General features: G+C 41.0%; 17 protein-coding genes and 1 riboswitch. Of the genes, 3 read left to right on the top strand and 14 right to left on the bottom strand.

What is annotated here, in order from left to right; translation table 11 throughout:
- Positions 1–180: 180 nt before the first annotated feature.
- From DFR59_RS19650 to DFR59_RS19680, 7 genes are all read right to left on the bottom strand, one after another.
- A complete protein-coding gene (locus DFR59_RS19650; RefSeq protein WP_114747363.1) occupies positions 181–1,275 on the bottom strand; it encodes a serine hydrolase domain-containing protein in 1,095 nt (364 codons plus the stop codon).
- A gap of 13 nt (positions 1,276–1,288) precedes the next feature.
- The gene (locus DFR59_RS19655; RefSeq protein ID WP_245948543.1) at positions 1,289–2,155 is read right to left on the bottom strand and encodes a MurR/RpiR family transcriptional regulator; all 867 of its coding nucleotides are present in this window, start codon (positions 2,153–2,155) and stop codon (positions 1,289–1,291) included.
- A gap of 89 nt (positions 2,156–2,244) precedes the next feature.
- Positions 2,245–3,156, bottom strand: a complete 912-nt coding sequence (gene murQ / locus DFR59_RS19660; RefSeq protein WP_114747365.1) for an N-acetylmuramic acid 6-phosphate etherase — start codon at positions 3,154–3,156, stop codon at positions 2,245–2,247.
- 12 nt (positions 3,157–3,168) lie between these two features.
- Positions 3,169–3,957 (bottom strand): HAD family hydrolase, encoded by a 789-nt coding sequence (locus DFR59_RS19665; RefSeq protein WP_114747366.1) that lies wholly within the window; start codon positions 3,955–3,957, stop codon positions 3,169–3,171.
- Positions 3,957–4,781, bottom strand: coding sequence for a carbohydrate ABC transporter permease (locus tag DFR59_RS19670; protein ID WP_245948544.1), 825 nt, complete (start codon positions 4,779–4,781; stop codon positions 3,957–3,959). The genes DFR59_RS19665 and DFR59_RS19670 overlap by 1 nt, the downstream gene beginning before the upstream one ends.
- 12 nt (positions 4,782–4,793) lie before the next feature.
- Positions 4,794–5,768: a carbohydrate ABC transporter permease gene (locus DFR59_RS19675; RefSeq protein ID WP_245948545.1), complete on the bottom strand. Its 975-nt coding sequence runs from the start codon at positions 5,766–5,768 to the stop codon at positions 4,794–4,796.
- 83 nt (positions 5,769–5,851) lie between these two features.
- The gene (locus tag DFR59_RS19680) at positions 5,852–7,132 is read right to left on the bottom strand and encodes an ABC transporter substrate-binding protein (protein ID WP_114747367.1); all 1,281 of its coding nucleotides are present in this window, start codon (positions 7,130–7,132) and stop codon (positions 5,852–5,854) included.
- A gap of 752 nt (positions 7,133–7,884) precedes the next feature.
- Here DFR59_RS19680 and DFR59_RS19690 point away from each other — a divergent pair.
- Positions 7,885–8,586, top strand: a complete 702-nt coding sequence (locus tag DFR59_RS19690; protein WP_114747369.1) for a hypothetical protein — start codon at positions 7,885–7,887, stop codon at positions 8,584–8,586.
- Between the two features lie 178 nt (positions 8,587–8,764).
- Here DFR59_RS19690 and DFR59_RS19695 read toward each other — a convergent pair whose 3' ends face one another.
- The 6 genes from DFR59_RS19695 to DFR59_RS19710 all read right to left on the bottom strand — a co-directional run bounded on the left by DFR59_RS19695 (position 8,765) and on the right by DFR59_RS19710 (position 13,736).
- Complete coding sequence (locus tag DFR59_RS19695; protein ID WP_114747370.1) at positions 8,765–9,856, bottom strand: plasmid pRiA4b ORF-3 family protein; 1,092 nt, start codon at positions 9,854–9,856, stop codon at positions 8,765–8,767.
- A 148-nt stretch (positions 9,857–10,004) separates the two neighbouring features.
- Positions 10,005–11,300 carry a PD-(D/E)XK nuclease family protein gene (locus DFR59_RS19700; protein WP_114747371.1) on the bottom strand — a complete coding sequence of 432 codons (1,296 nt, stop codon included), beginning with the start codon at positions 11,298–11,300 and terminating at the stop codon, positions 10,005–10,007.
- Complete coding sequence (locus tag DFR59_RS20190) at positions 11,290–11,463, bottom strand: hypothetical protein (protein WP_158538447.1); 174 nt, start codon at positions 11,461–11,463, stop codon at positions 11,290–11,292. Before DFR59_RS20190 ends, DFR59_RS19700 begins: the two co-directional genes overlap by 11 nt.
- 240 nt (positions 11,464–11,703) lie before the next feature.
- Positions 11,704–12,396, bottom strand: a complete 693-nt coding sequence (locus DFR59_RS19705) for a TcaA NTF2-like domain-containing protein (protein ID WP_114747372.1) — start codon at positions 12,394–12,396, stop codon at positions 11,704–11,706.
- A gap of 21 nt (positions 12,397–12,417) precedes the next feature.
- Complete coding sequence (locus tag DFR59_RS20195) at positions 12,418–12,594, bottom strand: hypothetical protein (protein ID WP_158538448.1); 177 nt, start codon at positions 12,592–12,594, stop codon at positions 12,418–12,420.
- A 209-nt stretch (positions 12,595–12,803) separates the two neighbouring features.
- Entirely contained in the window at positions 12,804–13,736 is a 933-nt protein-coding gene (locus DFR59_RS19710) for a hypothetical protein (protein WP_114747373.1), read from the bottom strand.
- Between the two features lie 31 nt (positions 13,737–13,767).
- Positions 13,768–13,851, bottom strand: a riboswitch (cyclic di-GMP riboswitch).
- Between the two features lie 122 nt (positions 13,852–13,973).
- Between DFR59_RS19710 and DFR59_RS19715 the strand changes: the two genes are divergently transcribed.
- Positions 13,974–14,873, top strand: a complete 900-nt coding sequence (locus tag DFR59_RS19715; RefSeq protein WP_114747374.1) for an S-layer homology domain-containing protein — start codon at positions 13,974–13,976, stop codon at positions 14,871–14,873.
- Between the two features lie 188 nt (positions 14,874–15,061).
- Here the strand turns inward: DFR59_RS19715 and DFR59_RS19720 are convergent, their stop codons facing one another.
- A complete protein-coding gene (locus DFR59_RS19720; RefSeq protein WP_114747375.1) occupies positions 15,062–15,580 on the bottom strand; it encodes a competence protein ComK in 519 nt (172 codons plus the stop codon).
- A 258-nt stretch (positions 15,581–15,838) separates the two neighbouring features.
- Between DFR59_RS19720 and DFR59_RS19725 the strand changes: the two genes are divergently transcribed.
- Complete coding sequence (locus DFR59_RS19725; RefSeq protein ID WP_114747376.1) at positions 15,839–16,333, top strand: sigma-70 family RNA polymerase sigma factor; 495 nt, start codon at positions 15,839–15,841, stop codon at positions 16,331–16,333.
- Positions 16,334–16,643 lie beyond the last annotated feature (310 nt).

Below are 16,643 nucleotides of genomic sequence, written 5' to 3' on the forward strand. Positions count from 1 at the left end.
AGCTTTCATTCAAGTCGTCTATATATGGAAAAATTTTGAATAGTCATAGGGTTTTCTTACTATCACTGGTTTACGTACCTATTTTTTCTTGTTAACTTGACGGCTATGGGGACAGGTTCCTCGTCCCATCTAAAAAAGGAAGAATGGGTATCAAAACCCCATTCTTCCTTTTGCTTTCTCTTAATTATCGGATGTGGGACGAGGAACCTGTCCCCCTGTCTCTAATGCTGTCGCTGCAAGTGTGTGCAGTATTCTTCTGAAGCGGATAATATCTGTATCTCTTCCGTAGTGAACGCGGTTGGTAAGTAAGATTACTCCGAATCCCAGTCTTGGATTAAACCATAAGGATGTTCCTGTGAAGCCTGTGTGCCCTATGCTGTCCTGCGGGAAGATATGCCCGACGGGTGAGAAGTCTTCGTCCACGAGCTGCCACCCCAGGCCGCGATACGTCCCCAATTCCTTCGAGTAATTTTTGAAAGCTGCTTCCAAAACGGGTGGAGAAAGCACTTCTTTCCCCTCATACCTGCCCAAGTTCAACAAACACTGGACATACTTCGTCAAATCACCGACCGTAGAAAAAAGACCCGCGTGTCCGCTGACTCCTCCAAAAGCATCTGCATTTTCATCATGGACACTCCCCCACTGATAATCTTTGAGATGCTCCCGATATTCCGTCGCTGCTATTCTTTTTTTATATTTGTCATCAGGATTGAAAAATGTCTCATTCATCCCTAGAGGCCCATAAATCGTTTCCCTGCAGTAATCTGCTAGATTCTTAGAAGATAAAACCTCTACAATATAGCCTAATAAAATAAAATTCAAATCACTGTAAATAACCTTTTCGTCCAGCTCCACCGATTTAAATAAATTTGCTATATCTTTAACTGCTTCTTCTGTCGTATACTTCTTTCGATGAAAATTCAATGATGCTGGCAGTCCGCTCGTATGTGTCAGGAGATGTTTAATGGTGATTTCATTAGAGTTGAAAAACGGGAGGATGCGGGAAACACGGTCATTCAAATCAATGCTTCCGCTTTCGATTAAGTGGAGAATCGCTGGCGTTGTGGCACACACTTTCGTTAATGAAGCTAAATCAAAAATGGTATCGGTGCTCATCGGAATCTTTTCCTTTGAATGAGCTGTACCGAATGCCTTTTGGTATAAGACATCGTCTTTTGTGACAATGGCCAACACTGCACCTGGCATCATTTGTTCTTCTATCCATCGATCGATAAATTTCTCCAGATGGGCTACTCTAACCTGTTTTAATTTCATAGTATAAGCCTCCCTACTTCCGTCGATAGCTTTGCTGAATGGCATTTCTTGATTTCCGCAGATAATCAATGGAAGGATCATAGTTTCTTCCTGCGGCTCCAATGAATAAAATATCAATCACATTTAATTGAACAATCCTCGAAGACGTCGCGGCACTCCTCATATCCGATTCAGATGATAGCGTTTCCAAATGAATGTCTACTTCTTTTGCAAGGCCATTTGTGCCGAACTTAGTGAGTCCAATCGTCAATGCCCCGTTTTCCTTTGCCTGCTTGATAGCCTCAATCACGTGCACGGTTTCCCCAGAATAGGAAATTCCCACAGCTACATCGTTAGACCCTAATGTGACAGCAGAAGTCAGCTGCATATGGGAGTCCATATAAGCCGTACAGTGTTTATTGATCCTCATGAATTTATGCTGCCCGTCAATCGCTGCCAGCTGTGAAGCACCTGCCGCATAAAAATCGATTCGGTTAGCCAAATGCAGCGCTTCTACTGCCTGTTCAATTTTCTCAGGATCCAATACTTTTAAAGACTCCTTCAGTGAATACATACTGTTGTTCGTAATGGTTTCAATTAATGTTGGTACATCATCATTCGGCTGGACCTCTTTAAATTCCTCACCGCCGTTTGCGGCCGTCTGCAAATCCCCGGCCACCCGCAGCTTCAAGTCTCTGAACCCATCCATCCCGGTGGTTTTGCATAAACGAATGATTGCGGAAGGGCTGGAATCACTCCGCTTCGCCAGTTCCTGAATTGAAAGTCTAATGATTTCTTCCGGGTTTTCCAAAATATATTTTGCCGCTTTTTGTTCTGGCCGATTAATTGACGACATGCATTCCCTAATAAGAGCCATCCCACCGTTGATCATGCTTCTCATTCCTTTTATTCCAATTATTAATCCCCATTTCAGATCAATGTATCAGTAGAATAAAACACCCCATGGCGTTTAGCAAGAAAAAACATTCTTTACTCCTTTGCTTGATGTATTTCTTTATTATCTACACACCATTCCATCGCTTTTCGGAAATGACCATTATTTTCTGCCAGCGCATTCGCTGCCCTCTTCTGATTGATTCCATACGTAATCATTAAAATGGCCGCCCTCGCGTCTCCTTTTGCCTGTTCGATTGCCTCTCTTACAATGGAATCATCTGCACCAGTGATTTCCTTAACAATTGTAAAGACCCTGATCCTTAATTTATGATTCGTCGACTGCACATTGACCATTAAGTTATTGTATACTTTTCCGAGCTTGATCATTGCAGCAGTTGAGAGCATATTCAATACCATTTTTTGCGCGGTCCCAGCTTTAAGCCTGCTCGATCCCAGAACGATTTCCTGGCCTGAATTCACTTCAATCGGAAATTGAACCATGGAACTTAGCTTTGTATTTGAAAGGCAAGAGATCCCAATAGTGGCGGCTCCAATCTCTGCTGCCTTCTCCATGGCTCCTAACACGTAGGGGGTGGTTCCGCTTGCTGCTATCCCTACAACGACATCCTTTTCCCCTACTCGGGAAGCAATGGCTCTTTTCCCTTCTTGAAAATCGTCTTCTGCATTTTCAATCGGGTATCTAATCGCCAATTCACCACCCGCAATGATTCCGGTGACCAATTCTTCGTCCACCCCAAATGTCGGAGGGCACTCTGAGGCATCCAAAACACCTAAACGGCCGCTTGTACCTGCACCTATATAAAATAAACGCCCTCCCTTTTCCATTGACTCTACGATGCTTTTCACAGCCATTTCAATATGAGGCAAAGCTTTTTCCACTGCATGCGCAACTTTTTTGTCTTCCTCATTCATTAAGGTCAAAATATCTTTCACACTATACGTATCAAGTGGTTGTGGATATTCTTTTGCAGACTCCTTCACCATTGCTTCATCTCCTCAACTCATTGAATTTAATTGTCTGATGCAGCCCACCAGTTCATCTGAAATGGAATGAATAACAATAGAAGGAAAGAGGTCTGTTGTGATTGGAACTTCCAACTTTGTTTCCTTCCGCCATTTTTCTTCACACAACTTTTTGCATTCATCCTCTTGAATACGTTCAAATGGTGACTTACCCTTTAAAGTTTCAGGCAGTTTTCGATAAATGAATATGGAGGGAATGCTATTTTGGTTTGCCACACATACATCGTGGTCAATGCGGTCACCTACGTGTGCAGCAATTTCCCCTTGCTCCATTAATCCAGCCAGGATTTCATTCTGCGGTTTTGCATACCCAACTTCTTCAGGAGTAATGACTTGATCGAAAACCGTATTTAGTTTTAAAAATTCCATTACCGGCAGTTGGTACTTGGAATAGCCGTTTGTTACGGCCGCAAGCTTATAGCCCTCTTCTTTCAAAGTCTGCAATGCTTTTAAAATTTCGGGTTCCAATAAGTACACTTTTTCCTCCACAGAATGTCCCTTAACAAGCTCCTCAATTTGAATATCAATAGGCACCCCGTGCTGATCGCAAAGATCCTTTACGATTCCGTCCCAGTCATACGCTTCGTAGATACGGTTTTCATTCATACGCTTCTGATGCTCTTGCACCAAGGCTTTTTGGACAGCCAGATCTTTTGAAATCTTCTCTTGCAGCAACGCCTCTATTTCAGGGAACACCCACCCTACGAAAGGGTTTTGCATAAGCGTTCCGTCAAGGTCGAAAGTAATCCATTTTTCACCCATTATTTCATCGCTCCCTGTGTCAAACCGTCAATGAATGTACGTGAAGCAAAAATAAAAGCGATGAGAAGCGGCAAGGAAGAAATCGTCAATCCGGCAAATAATAGATTCCACTGGGTATCATATTCACCAAATAAGGACAGCATCCCTAAAGGAATCGTTCTCAGCTCCTCGCTCCGGATAAAAATCAATGGGTAGAAAAAGTCATTCCAAACATTGACTAAATTTACAATCCCAACAATCGCAATGGATGGCTTCATTAATGGGAGTACGATTTTATAATAAACTTGGAATTCGCTGCATCCATCCATTTTCGCTGACTGCTCGAGATCTTTCGGCAGAGTCCGGAAAAATCCATAGAATAGAAATACGGCGAAAGGAATACCGCCTGCAACATATACAAGAATCAGAGATAAACGAGTGTCCAGCAACCCCATATCCCGCATGATTAAATACAATGGAATGATTGCCAGTTTCATAGGAAGCATCAGGCCAATCATAAAGAAGAATAGAATAACCGGGTTCCACTTAAAGGAGAACCTCGCCAAATAGAAACCAGCCATAGATGCTGCTACAATGACAATGACAACCGAACAGGAACTGACAATGATGCTGTTCCAAAAATACCCTGAAAAGTTCACTTTATCCCAAACCTCAGTGTAGTTCTCAAACGAAAATTGTTTTGGCAGTGCCAATGGAGATGTGAAAAGCTCCAATTTCGTCTTAAATGAAGACATGATCATCAAGAAAATAGGATAAAACGAAATAAAGGTAAGGACAATTAAAAATATATATTTTAAGGACTGTGTTTGCCATTTAACACGCAATTTTCTCTCCCCCTAACGTTCAAAATCTTTGCGCTTGAAGTAATACAGCAATATCGATGTCGCACAGGCAATAATCAAGAATAAGATTACTGCGATTGCGGAACCAAGACCGAGGGCTTGACCGCCTTCAGCAGAGCCAAATGCCAAACGGTAGAAATACGTGCCAAGTACGTCTGTGGAATAGTACGGTCCTCCCGCAGATCCCTGCATGGCAAAAATGAGCTCGAACGTTTCGAATGATCCAATGAATGTAAGGATTGTCATGGTCATGACAGAATTCATTACCATCGGGAGCGTAATTTTAAAGAGCATGGACACTCCATGAGCCCCATCAATTCTCGCTGCTTCAAAAATCTCTTTGTCGACAGACTGCAAGCTTGCAAGGAAGATCAACATAGAGAAACCAATTCCGGCCCAGCTATGGATCAGGACAATCGTCACCAACGCGGTGCTTGTATTGCCAAGCCATGGCTGTGCAAGAAAGTCCAGTCCAACGGTCTTTAACAAAACATTAATCGCACCCGAAGTTGGATTTAAAATCAAACTGAATAAGAAACCGATGACGATAACCGATAAAAGCTTCGGTACGAAGAAAATCGTCTTAAAGAATCCTTTTCCTTTCAGGCGGCTGTTAATGACAAGCGCCAGCGCAAACGCAATGGTCAATTCAGTAAAGAAGGTCACAATAAAAAAAATCCAGTTGTGGGTAAAGGCTCGAATGAACGTTTCTTTGAACGGTGATTCCGTCAGCAGTGTAGTAAAATTCTGAAACCCGACAAACGAGTCGCGGCTAAAGCCATCCCACGAATAAAAACTGTTTATGACCGCCGTTATCAATGGATATAGTTGAAAAACTCCGTACAATACCACGGCTGGAAGCAGGAAAAGATGAACTAGATGCTTCCTCATTCTTTGTTTCAATGGTGCCTTCGTTTTCGGCTTTGTACTAATAATTGGTGCTTCTGTAGAAGCTTTAAGATTACTCATGAATCCTACCCTCCCATAGAGAAAAGAAATAGAGACAGGTATAAATACTTGCCTCTATTTTTTTATCCGCTATTTAACTTTTCTTATTTAGCCTTTTCGTAGCTTTCCTCTGCCTGTTTGGCAACCTCATCAACAGAAAGCTTTCCTAAATACATACCTTGAAGGGCGTTCTCAAATGTTGTTTTAGTTGTTGGTTCCCCTTTTCCAAAATGTACAAGCATCAAATATGGAGTTGAAGATTGATCTACTGCTTCAGCAAGCTTGCTGACAATTTCATTATCAGGTTTGATTCCGCTGATCGCACTCACACGATCCATTTCGTCGGTAAAGATTTTACCGAATTCAGGAGAAGCCAAGAATTCCATGAATGCTTTTACTTCTTCCGGATGTTTCGAATTCTTTACTCCTGCATAGGATCCATCAACCCATGTCGTTACAACAGGAGTGCCGCCTTTTTCCTCAGCAAAACCAGGAATGATTCCAATCTCCATGTCAGGAGCCGTGTCTTCTAAAGTAGCCAAACGGTAGTCTCCATTGATGTACATTGCTGCCTTGCCAGTGTAAAGCAATGTTTGAGCATCGTTGTCTTCCAATGCTACAAAATCTTTAGGGAAATACTTTTTCAAATCACTCATCCATTGAACAGATTTAACGAATTCAGGATCTGTTAGTTTTGCCGATCCATCGAGCACTTTATCCACAAAATCATTAGCTCCATATGCAGTAGGTCCAATAGCAGCATGCGTCAATGAAAGAAGGTATGCAGCGCGGCCTGATTGCGCAATTGGAGTAATGCCTTTATCTTTTAATTTTTCACATACATTCAAGAACTCTTCATACGTAGTCGGAACATCAATTCCGTTGTCTTTGAAAATTTTCTTGTTATAGAAAATTACAGCCGAGTTCAAGCTTAAAGGTACACCATAGACTTTCCCATCGCTTCCTCTTGCTGCATCTAAAAACTGCTCGTTGATATCACTGACGCCTTTTACATCATCTAGCGGCATGATATAGCCATTATCAGCAATTGATTTCGCCCCTTCATATGGACGCAATTGAATGATATCAGGACCTTCTCCTGATACGAGAGCGTTCGTCAAGATTGTGTTGTATTCAGTAGATTTATATGGCTGGAATTCAATTTCAATATTCGGATTCTTATCTTGGAATGCAGCAATTGCCTTCTCATACATGGAGCGATCCTCCGGCCTCCAGCTATACATGACAAGCTTGGTCTTTTCGCCATCTTTGACATCTTTTTTACCGTCATCCGATGATGCAACATCCTTGCCCCCGCTGCAAGCGCTTACAAATATACTCAAAATCATGACCAAAGCAACAATCCATAATCCTTTTGCTTTCATTCATTTCTCCCCCTTAAATTCATCAAAGAATAACTACCCCTTGAACCCTTTCCCCCTCATAAAATTGATCTGCTTGATGACTTTAAAAATCAGAATAATCCATCTATTACAAATTCTAGTAAAGTTTATGGGATGGGTCAACACTTTATTTCGAAATTTTTATAAAATTTGAAATTTAATTCCAAATAGGACGCAGGGACAGGTTTCTCGTCCCATCACAAAAAGGAAGATTGAATACATAGACTCCATTCTTCCTTTTGCTTTCCCATTATTCAGCAGGTGTGGGACGAGAAACCTGTCCCCCTGTACCGATAATTAATTAAGTAGTGATACTTTCAAATTTTCTTAACTACAATCTTTTGAAATTCGATATAATAAATACAAATAATGGAAGGGGTTTTAAAGTGGCTACTTATAAACAAATTCAGGAATATGTAAAGCAGACATATGGATATTCGCCCAAAACATGTTGGATTGCTCACATGAAAGAATTGCTTGGTCTAAAACCCAGGGTCTCACCGAACCGCCAATCTCTGTCTAAAAGAGTTCATCCCTGTCCAGAACACAAGAAAAAGGATCTTGAAGAAACATTTAACCATTTCAATATGCTTTGACGTATGCGATACAGGTTCCTCTCCCCATTTTTTAGGACGAGGAACCTGTCCACTTGTGTCTATGATTAAATGAAAAATAATAAAATTAATAATAAAACTTGGTTATTATTTATGTAAAATTTATTGGGGGTGGGGACATTGGAGGGAAAATGCACGGTAAAAACACGTTTAGCAGTAGATAAATTTCATCAATTAAATCACGAAATTATTATCTTACGTTATCCAAAATCACATTTGCGTCTTGTTGGACCTAGTTACATAATGCAACTAACCCGTGAAAGTCAAAAGGGTTCCATTTCTATTAGACTTTCATTTAGCCAAGCTTTGTTAATCAAGAACGAATTTAGGATTAGTGATCACACATTAATAAAACAAAAAAGCGATAATTTAGAAGTCCACGTTAAAAAAATTATTTCGCACAAGAGAATTAAAAGGGTGAAGAATGAATTTTCACTCTCATACAAACAAGGTTCTGATTTGGAAGTGACCTATTCCATTCCAGAACAGTTGTTCATGGATAAATATCAGCAAGCCATTACTAGAATGGTTAAAAACCATAAAACAGTGTCTACCGCACATAAACAACATACGCAAACGAACAAGCCTCTCTTAACAAATAACAACAGCATCTCTGGTAATCCCTCTAAGAAAAAACAAAATAATAATGTGCGAGCAGCTAGGTACGAATCATTTAGAAGATGTTCAAACTGCGATTACTTCATTAACAAACTGAATCAATGTGGACTTTTCTCTCGCACAGTGAGTATAGATAATGTATGTTCAAGGTTCAACTATACAAAATACCGTACATATTTAGGAGGAGGTTTTTCACCAAGATAATCTCCAAAAAACAAAGGGACGCAGTTCACAGGTTCCTCGCCCCATCTAAAAAAGGAAGATTGAATACATAGACTCCATTCTTCCTTTTGCTTTCCCATTATTCAGCAGGTGTGGGACGAGAAACCTGTCCCCCATTCCGGAAGCACGGGAACCGTCATCGCGCTTGCCTTTGCTTCGATTATTTCAAACTCCTATTGATCCATTTGATGTTAAATTCCTCATAGCCTTGCATTTTTCCCCACTCCCTCATTTGTTCATGATCAGGATGTGATGAATTGTGAATGATTCTCAAGAATTCCTCGAATCCAGCCTCTCCCCCTACATCTTCAGGAGGGGCATTTCCTTCTCCACTCTCACATGTCGGATAGTTGTATGGATAATCCTCGATGACACGCTCTACTTCAATTTTATGTGCCCAGCCATCGCCGAAATCATAATTATAAGTGATATCTTTAGATATATAGTCAGATAGTTTATGCCCAGCTTCTAGCTCCATAGCAATCTCGGACTGATATGCCAATGCTTCTTCATGACAAACTAACCTCAAAACAGGTTTACTACTTTTCAATTGGGCACTGCTGTTTTTCTCCCAGATGACAAATTCATGAAGGTGGCTGTTTTGCCAGTCAAAAGCCGTTTGGAGAACATCATGCAACGCAGGAAAACTAATGCTCTTAGGTACAATCAGCCTCCTCCATACCGAATGATTTTTCAACTCCAAGGTTGCTTTTAACTGAACGGCCTCGGATTGAAAAATAGATCGCCCTGCAAACTCCTCTAAATCGTTATACATTTCTTTGTTCGGGAAAAAATAAGGGTCTTTCCCATTTCCAACAGGTGTATTATTTAGCCATTTACTAATTTTTAATTGAATCAAATTACTTTCATCCAGCATTTCTTCAGCAAAGTAAAAATCTTCACAGGCTCTGTTCAATCGGGCAACCATCTTCCGGCCATTCGTTTTGTCAAAGGATAGAGTGGAAGAATGCTGCAAATACTGATTAATAATCTCTTCTTTAATATAATCAGCCCTGAATACTTCCCGGATGGCATCAGGTATCAGCCTTCCCATTTCTTTCAAATCTTTCGCTTTCAAACCAAACAGCACAGCAGCATAGCGGTTCTTATTATTCACAAGGACAACCGCCTTCTTCCTGCCGAACAAAACTACATTTGCATGCCAGGAAAATAACGCCTCTTCCTCTTCAATAAAATTCGCAGGCGAAACCTTCAACACATCTAATAACTTCTTTGTACAATGAATTCGCACAAAGCCACCTCCTAGCGGGACATAGGGACAGGTTCCTTGTCCCAAAAATTTCTATTTAGAATATCGAAATAGTTGAATATCATATCAAACTTCTTTATCAGTATAACCGGTGGGACAAGGAACCTGTCCCCCTCATTCCTGCTATCATTCAATTTCTGGGACGAGAAACCTGTCCCCGTGTCCCTCTCAGTAGCCCTTTGATCATTCTCACCTGCGTATTCAATATTTCTTTTTCTTCCTCTTTTGTAAGCTGACAATCTTCCCAGTATCCCATTTTGAGGATGGAGTCGCAGTTTTGGGGTGGATTGATCACTCCGCTGAATAAATCAAGAATCTGCCCGCGTCCGCCCCCGAGTTGTACTAGGTACCTTCCTTCTCCCTGCGCGGCGATTATCGACCGTTTAATCTCCATATCCCACTCTAATTCTTCCGTCTCCATCATAAAGGATTCAATCGAATCAAGGCGCTCAACCATCCACTGTAGAATCGCCTTATATTGATCCATTTCGGAAAAAATCCTTGTTAATGGTAGGGAAAAGCGGAAGCCCCAGCCTTTTTCTTTAAGAATAATGGAATCAAACAATTCTTCATTTTCCATGATGATTCTGTGAAACCGCTCACTGTGTATGTTTCTTCGATTGCTCCATAGCTGCACAAGCAGGGAAGGCTCATCATCAAACAAAAAGCCTGCCGTCAAATCGCTATAGCTACCTCCAAATGCTGGCGAAATGCTTATCGCATACCGGCCGTGGTCTGTAATCTGTGAAATTTGCTTTCCATCCCTAGACTTCACTGGACCAAACCTTTTCTCCATTTCAAATCGAACAGGCTCCAGCATCCCATCAAGCTTATGCAGCAACTTTGGCAGTCCTTTCAATCCGTCCATTTCAAACAACTCAAACTCCATTGCTCTCATCAATTTATTCCTTTCTAAGAACTGCAAAAATGCAAGAACCAGGGAATTTTCTTTACACTCCGTGAAAAATTTGTAGATATCATGCCACCTGAAAGATCTGAATTCAACCTCAAAGGCATCATCGATCTGTTCCAATCGCTTCGTACAATAATGCAAGCTTACGTGGTGATAAGATTGTTGATCCCTTAATAGCAGCAATACCCTTTCATACCGTTCCAGCTGCCGCGAATGCAAATGGGAATCCACTTTATTCTCGATAAAAGCGATGGAATCTTCATTATGAAAAACCATATCCACAAAACAATCAAGGCTGTCTTCCAGAGGATAATAGACCTGGGTCATCACTTTCCAATGACCTCCATCTTGATGTAGCATCTTATGGACAAAATCATCCAACATCCCTTGATCGGACTTCAGTACCCCCGCTAATACTTCCGTAGTAAAATCCTCGAGTGGTACTGTCAATCCCTCTCTCGTATACAAGTTCAACAGCTGCTCAAACACGGTTGTCGCCCGCTCAATCCTCATGCGTTCCACCACTCAGTCTCACATAATACCCACATTCCCCTGGACAAACTAATGCAGAAAATGAATCGAGGAGAATCGAACCGTCCTTGTCATTTTCTTCAAATACTTCCCATGCGTCTTCTATCAAAGGCAGACCACACATGGGGCAGCGGCTTTCGCCCATCAATGTTCCCTCCTCTATAGTTGGCTGCGAGTCGTTTATATAAACGTTTCTAATTTCAATGAAAAACCCTTAATTTTAAATAATTATCCCTGCCTTGAACCGACAATTCTCTCATTAACAAAGCCTCGCAACCCCTGATTAACACTATAAAAGAAACCATTTTAATCAAACGTTTGATTAAAATGCGTTGTCGAATACTATTTTGGGACAATGAACCTGTCCCTGTGTCCCTTTGCGCCCCTATTGGAGGTCGCTCAGCAAGTACTGCCCGTCCGCGTTATGTATGGTGTATGTCCATCTGAAGGTTTTGTTTTCGGTTTTGCCACTGCTGTAATTGATTTGTACTTCTTCATATACTTCGGCGGCAAAAATGCCTTCTTTTACTTTGTTGATGGATTCAATATTAAACATATTCAACGTTTCTGTTATGCCTTTATTATGAAGATTCTCGACTAATTGGTTTTGAGAGGAATAGAGTCTACTGTCTGGAAGCAGGTATGGTTCCACTATGCTAAAGTCGCCTTGATTAATGGCTTCAGTAATAGCACTCTCGTATTCTAAGACGGCATTATAGACATTTTTTTCTTCGTAAGCGTCCAGCTGAGCATCAACTTCTTTCTGCCAATTCTCATAATCCTGTTTCTGGGTTTTTTGGTCTTCTTCGTTTCTTTGGATATTCCTAATGATTTCTTCATTTTCCTTATTGTCGCTGTCCCCTGCCGCTCGCTCCCAATAGTTTTTCTCTGTAAAAGTTCCGAGGACAAGCCCCATGAACAATACGACAATTGACAGTGCTCCTGCTCCAAGAATCTTGAAAAATCCATCCATGTTCTTTTTTATAAGGGAAATTAAAGCCAATAAAGAACAAGCGAAAATCCCCAATAATCCAATGATCATCATTCCGATCGCTATGTAATTAAAAAATCCTTTCATTTCTATGTCTCCTTGCAGCGTTTATCCGTTTTTGCGTTTAAAATGTCTGATTGCGAATATGACTACAACGATGCCCCAAAATAAAGGCGACATCACAATCGATCCAATAACCGCTAACGCCGTTCCTAAAAAGTACAATACTAAAAAGCAAATCATTAAAATAAATCCTATTGAAATTAATCCGATAATGTTCCCCATAGCTGCCTCCCAATCTTAAGTTTTATAAAAACAACCATTCTATTTTAATACAAAAAATACAATTTTAGTTAAAAATATGAAAATATCAGGGACGCAGGGACAGGTTCCTCGTCCCTCCCCATATAAAAAAGAAAGCACAGATATTAAATCCACGCTTTCTTTACATCGGTCTATTTGTTAGGGGGACGAGGAACCTGTCCCCATGTACCTTATGGTGTTTCTTCTAAAGGCTGTTCAGCACTTGGTACATCGGTTTCTTGCTGCTCCCCTGTCACGTAAGCTTGAATTTTATCCATTTCTTCTAGAGCAAGTGTGCGCAAGTCTTCTACTTTTGCAAGAAGGGCATCTATCTGGTCCGCTTCCAAGCCTTTGCCGCCCAAATGATGAATTTGTTTTTCCACTGCATTGAGTTTATTTAATTGAGCATGTAGTTTTCCGAAAAAGCTATGATAATGGGAGTCTTCTTTCACTGCGTCTTCCATGTTTTCCACTTCATCTTCCAAATCAGCATGTTCTTCTTCCATTTTGGAATCTGTTTCAACCGGTTCCGATTCAATCGTTGCAACGCTTTGAGCTTCTAGTTCTGAAACGGCATCGCCTTCCGCTGCAGATGCCCCATCATCTGTCATTTCTCCTGTACCTGTACTATCACCTTCAGTTGTTCCTGTGCTATCAGAAACTGCTCCACTTTCATCGGCAGTTTGATCATCTGTTGCTGCTCCTGCATCATCCGCAGCGGGATCAGTTCCTTCAGCATCAGAATCATTGCTAGAAGTAAAGTATGCTTCAGCTTCCATTGAAACTTTGCTAATATCAGATTCAATTCGGTCTAATCGGTTGGCAATGCTGTCCGCTCTTTTTAATCGGCCTTTACTGCCATGATCTGCTTTATTGTGGTAATCTTTTCCATGACCTACCTTATCGTTCTTTTTATCTTCTCCAGAGCTTTTCCCTTTTCCATGGCTCTGGCCATTTTCAGCACCTTTGTCGTGCTTCTCTTTATTACTGTTTCCTTTTCCGTGCTCAACATCTCCGCCATTTTCTTGATGACCTTTGGCAGAAGCTGCCCCGCTAAGCGGGAAGCTTAGCATTAAAGCAAGAATCGTAAGAATCGACAATAATTTCCCATTCTTTTTTAACATTACCTTATTCCTCCTTCGGTTATAAAATGGTAATGGCAGCTGGCTGACTTAGGATAACCCCTTAGCCCCTATAGCTTTGTGGCCCCAAGTTTCCTTGGGTGTACCCCAATTTCAATGTAGCAGATTCATTTTGAAATTACTAGAATATAAGGAAGAAATTTCTGTAAAATAGGCATATATTCATATGAAATGTCGAATTATAGAGGTCGATATGAACAGTAGAAGGAGGAATCATCAATGAAAAAGAAAACCGCCGCAGTTATTCTATCAGTTTTATTATTATCTATACCGTCTGTGAGTTCGGCAGCAATTTCGTTTCCCGACACCCCATCTACGTATTGGGCTTATAACGAAATTCAATTTTTAACAGGAAAGAAAATTATTAATGGCTACAAAGACGGAACATTTCGCCCTAGCGTGTCCATTAGCCGGATTCAAGCTGCTTCAATGATGGTGAAAGCCCTTGGATTGTCAACAACTGGCCGCCCTGATCCAGGCTTTAAAGATATTCACCCCGGAGATGATGGATATGAGATTGCCGCTACAGTAGCTGATGAAGGCATCTTTTCCGGCAATAAAGGGAATTTTAATGCTCACGGCACATTAACACGAGCACAAATGGCAAAAATCCTTTCAGAATCAAAAGGATTGAGCTATGTCTATCCCGTACATTTTAAAGATGTCCAAGAAGGAAATTGGGCGTTTGAATATGTTAACGCACTCTATAGCAATGGAATTACAACCGGCTATTCGGATCTATCCTATCGTCCAGGCGTCGCGGTCAGCCGGGCACAGTTTGCCGTGTTTATGGCCAGAATGCTTAACCCTGCATTCGTACCGGGTATCGTTTTTGACGAAGAAAAAGCAGAGGTTGTATGGGGTACTGATGACAGCCTGACACTTCACATTCCTATCAGCAATCATACTAACTCCACCCTCTCTGCCATCAATGGATCTCTTTCCGTGGCAACTGATGAGGGGGTTATAGCGGAAGCCAATTTCAATTTCGACTCCATTACTCTAAAACCTGGTGAAACGAAAATCGTTACATTAAAATTCGCTGCAGAAACGGTATACGATGTAGTGGATATTGGTACATTTAAATTGTTCCATAATCTTTCATTCTCTGAAAAGTAATAAAAGCTGCGGCTCTTTTTTTAAGAGGCGCAGTTTTTTTTTATTCATATTTACTGAAGTCTATTGGTTGGTGGGACGAGGAACCTGTCCCACTGTACCATGCGCTTGAAAAGATGACAACCATTGTCGAAATAAAATACCTGACCCCAGTACAGCAGCACATTGCCGCACTATGGATCAGGATCTATTTATTTGGGACGGGGAACCTGTCCCCTTGTCCCTATGTATAGGCGCGGTGTTGGTGTTGGGTGTAGTGGGTGAGTGAGAAAGTAGCTCTGGCATGTGATTGTCTTCCCATATTGCTTGGTGAATGCTGCAATAGAGCACTTCACCGTTACGGTTTCATCATTTAAGAATGTGACAGATACATGGCGCAGGCTTTTGGAGAAATACTTGATGTGGTTTGGAAAGATCCAAACGTTTTCATTTGAGGTTGGCGACATGGTGGGGAAAGCGCAAAGCATTTCCATCTGACAGAGCAAAAGCGGCGTTTTATAAGGATAGTTGAGCATGGTACGGACGGATTGAACTCGCCCTTCATAGCTTGCCCCTCTGGTCAGACATGTTTCTTCAATAATTTCCATCGGCGACTGAGTAGAATAAAAAATGTTGTCACGATCATAAATCTTCGTCTGAAAAGTTGGATGGTGAATCGGAAATAACCCCATCGTTTGATTCGTCGCTAAATACTGATTATTTTCTTTCATGATTCCTCCTTCTTAACACCCATTTATTTTCCATTTAATTATACAACATAACATAATTAAAAAACAGAAAATTTTAAAAATTTTGTCAAAATTATTCATTTATTCTGATAAAATTGTCGAATTCATAGACTAAATTAGCTATTTCCGCCTATACATATTGTTTTTTCACCTCTTTGCGAGCTCTCCTGCTCTTTTCATATAGTTAATCCAACCAATTGGATTACACGGAAGGCCGGCCATTCCCGAGAGGACTCGGCAATGGAACATTTTGAAGAGCTCCACCAGCAATACGCACCAATGATCCACAAAATCATGAACACCCTTCACATTTATATGAACATAGATGAATTCTACCAGACCGGACTCATTGCACTCTGGAAAGCATGGCAGGACTTTGACCACACAAAAGGCAGCTTCACCGCCTACGCCTATACGAGCATCAAAGGCTCCATGATGAATGAGTTGACGGCAGCGACTAAACAAACAGAAACCCTTGTCTATCCTGAGGAAGAATATTGGAACTACATTGAAAATGAACACCAAGCCCTAAACGTTGCCTTAAATGATAGAGAAGCGCTTCTTTCATATTGCACGAACCTCACTCCCAATCAAACAAAATGGGTGCTCAGCACTTTTCTTGAGGGGCTGAGCGTTTCTGAAATCGCAGAGAAAGAAAAAGTTTCCCCTTCTACCGTTAAGAAATGGCGTGCAATGGCAAAGGAGAAGCTGATGAATGACTCACTTTTACTTTGAAAAACAAATAGCTTTCAGGAAGCAGAATAGTTGCTGCAATCTGTCTTACATCAATCCTATTAAGCTATATAAATTTTAAAACTGTCCTATATTTCGTCATAATTAGATATAATAAGTGAATACTAAACAACGTTATAGTACAATAGTACTACTATAAGTCATTGGGACAAAGGGACAGGTTCCTTGTCCCACAATATGGGACGAGGAACCTGTCCCCATAGCCGTCAAGTTAAGCGAAAAGGTGTAAATATTGGGTGAAATCCGTTATCCTTCCATAAAGAAATCTTTATGAAAGGATGACTTTTATGGA

Source organism: Falsibacillus pallidus (assembly GCF_003350505.1).
In the GTDB taxonomy this organism is placed as follows: domain Bacteria; phylum Bacillota; class Bacilli; order Bacillales; family DSM-25281; genus Falsibacillus; species Falsibacillus pallidus.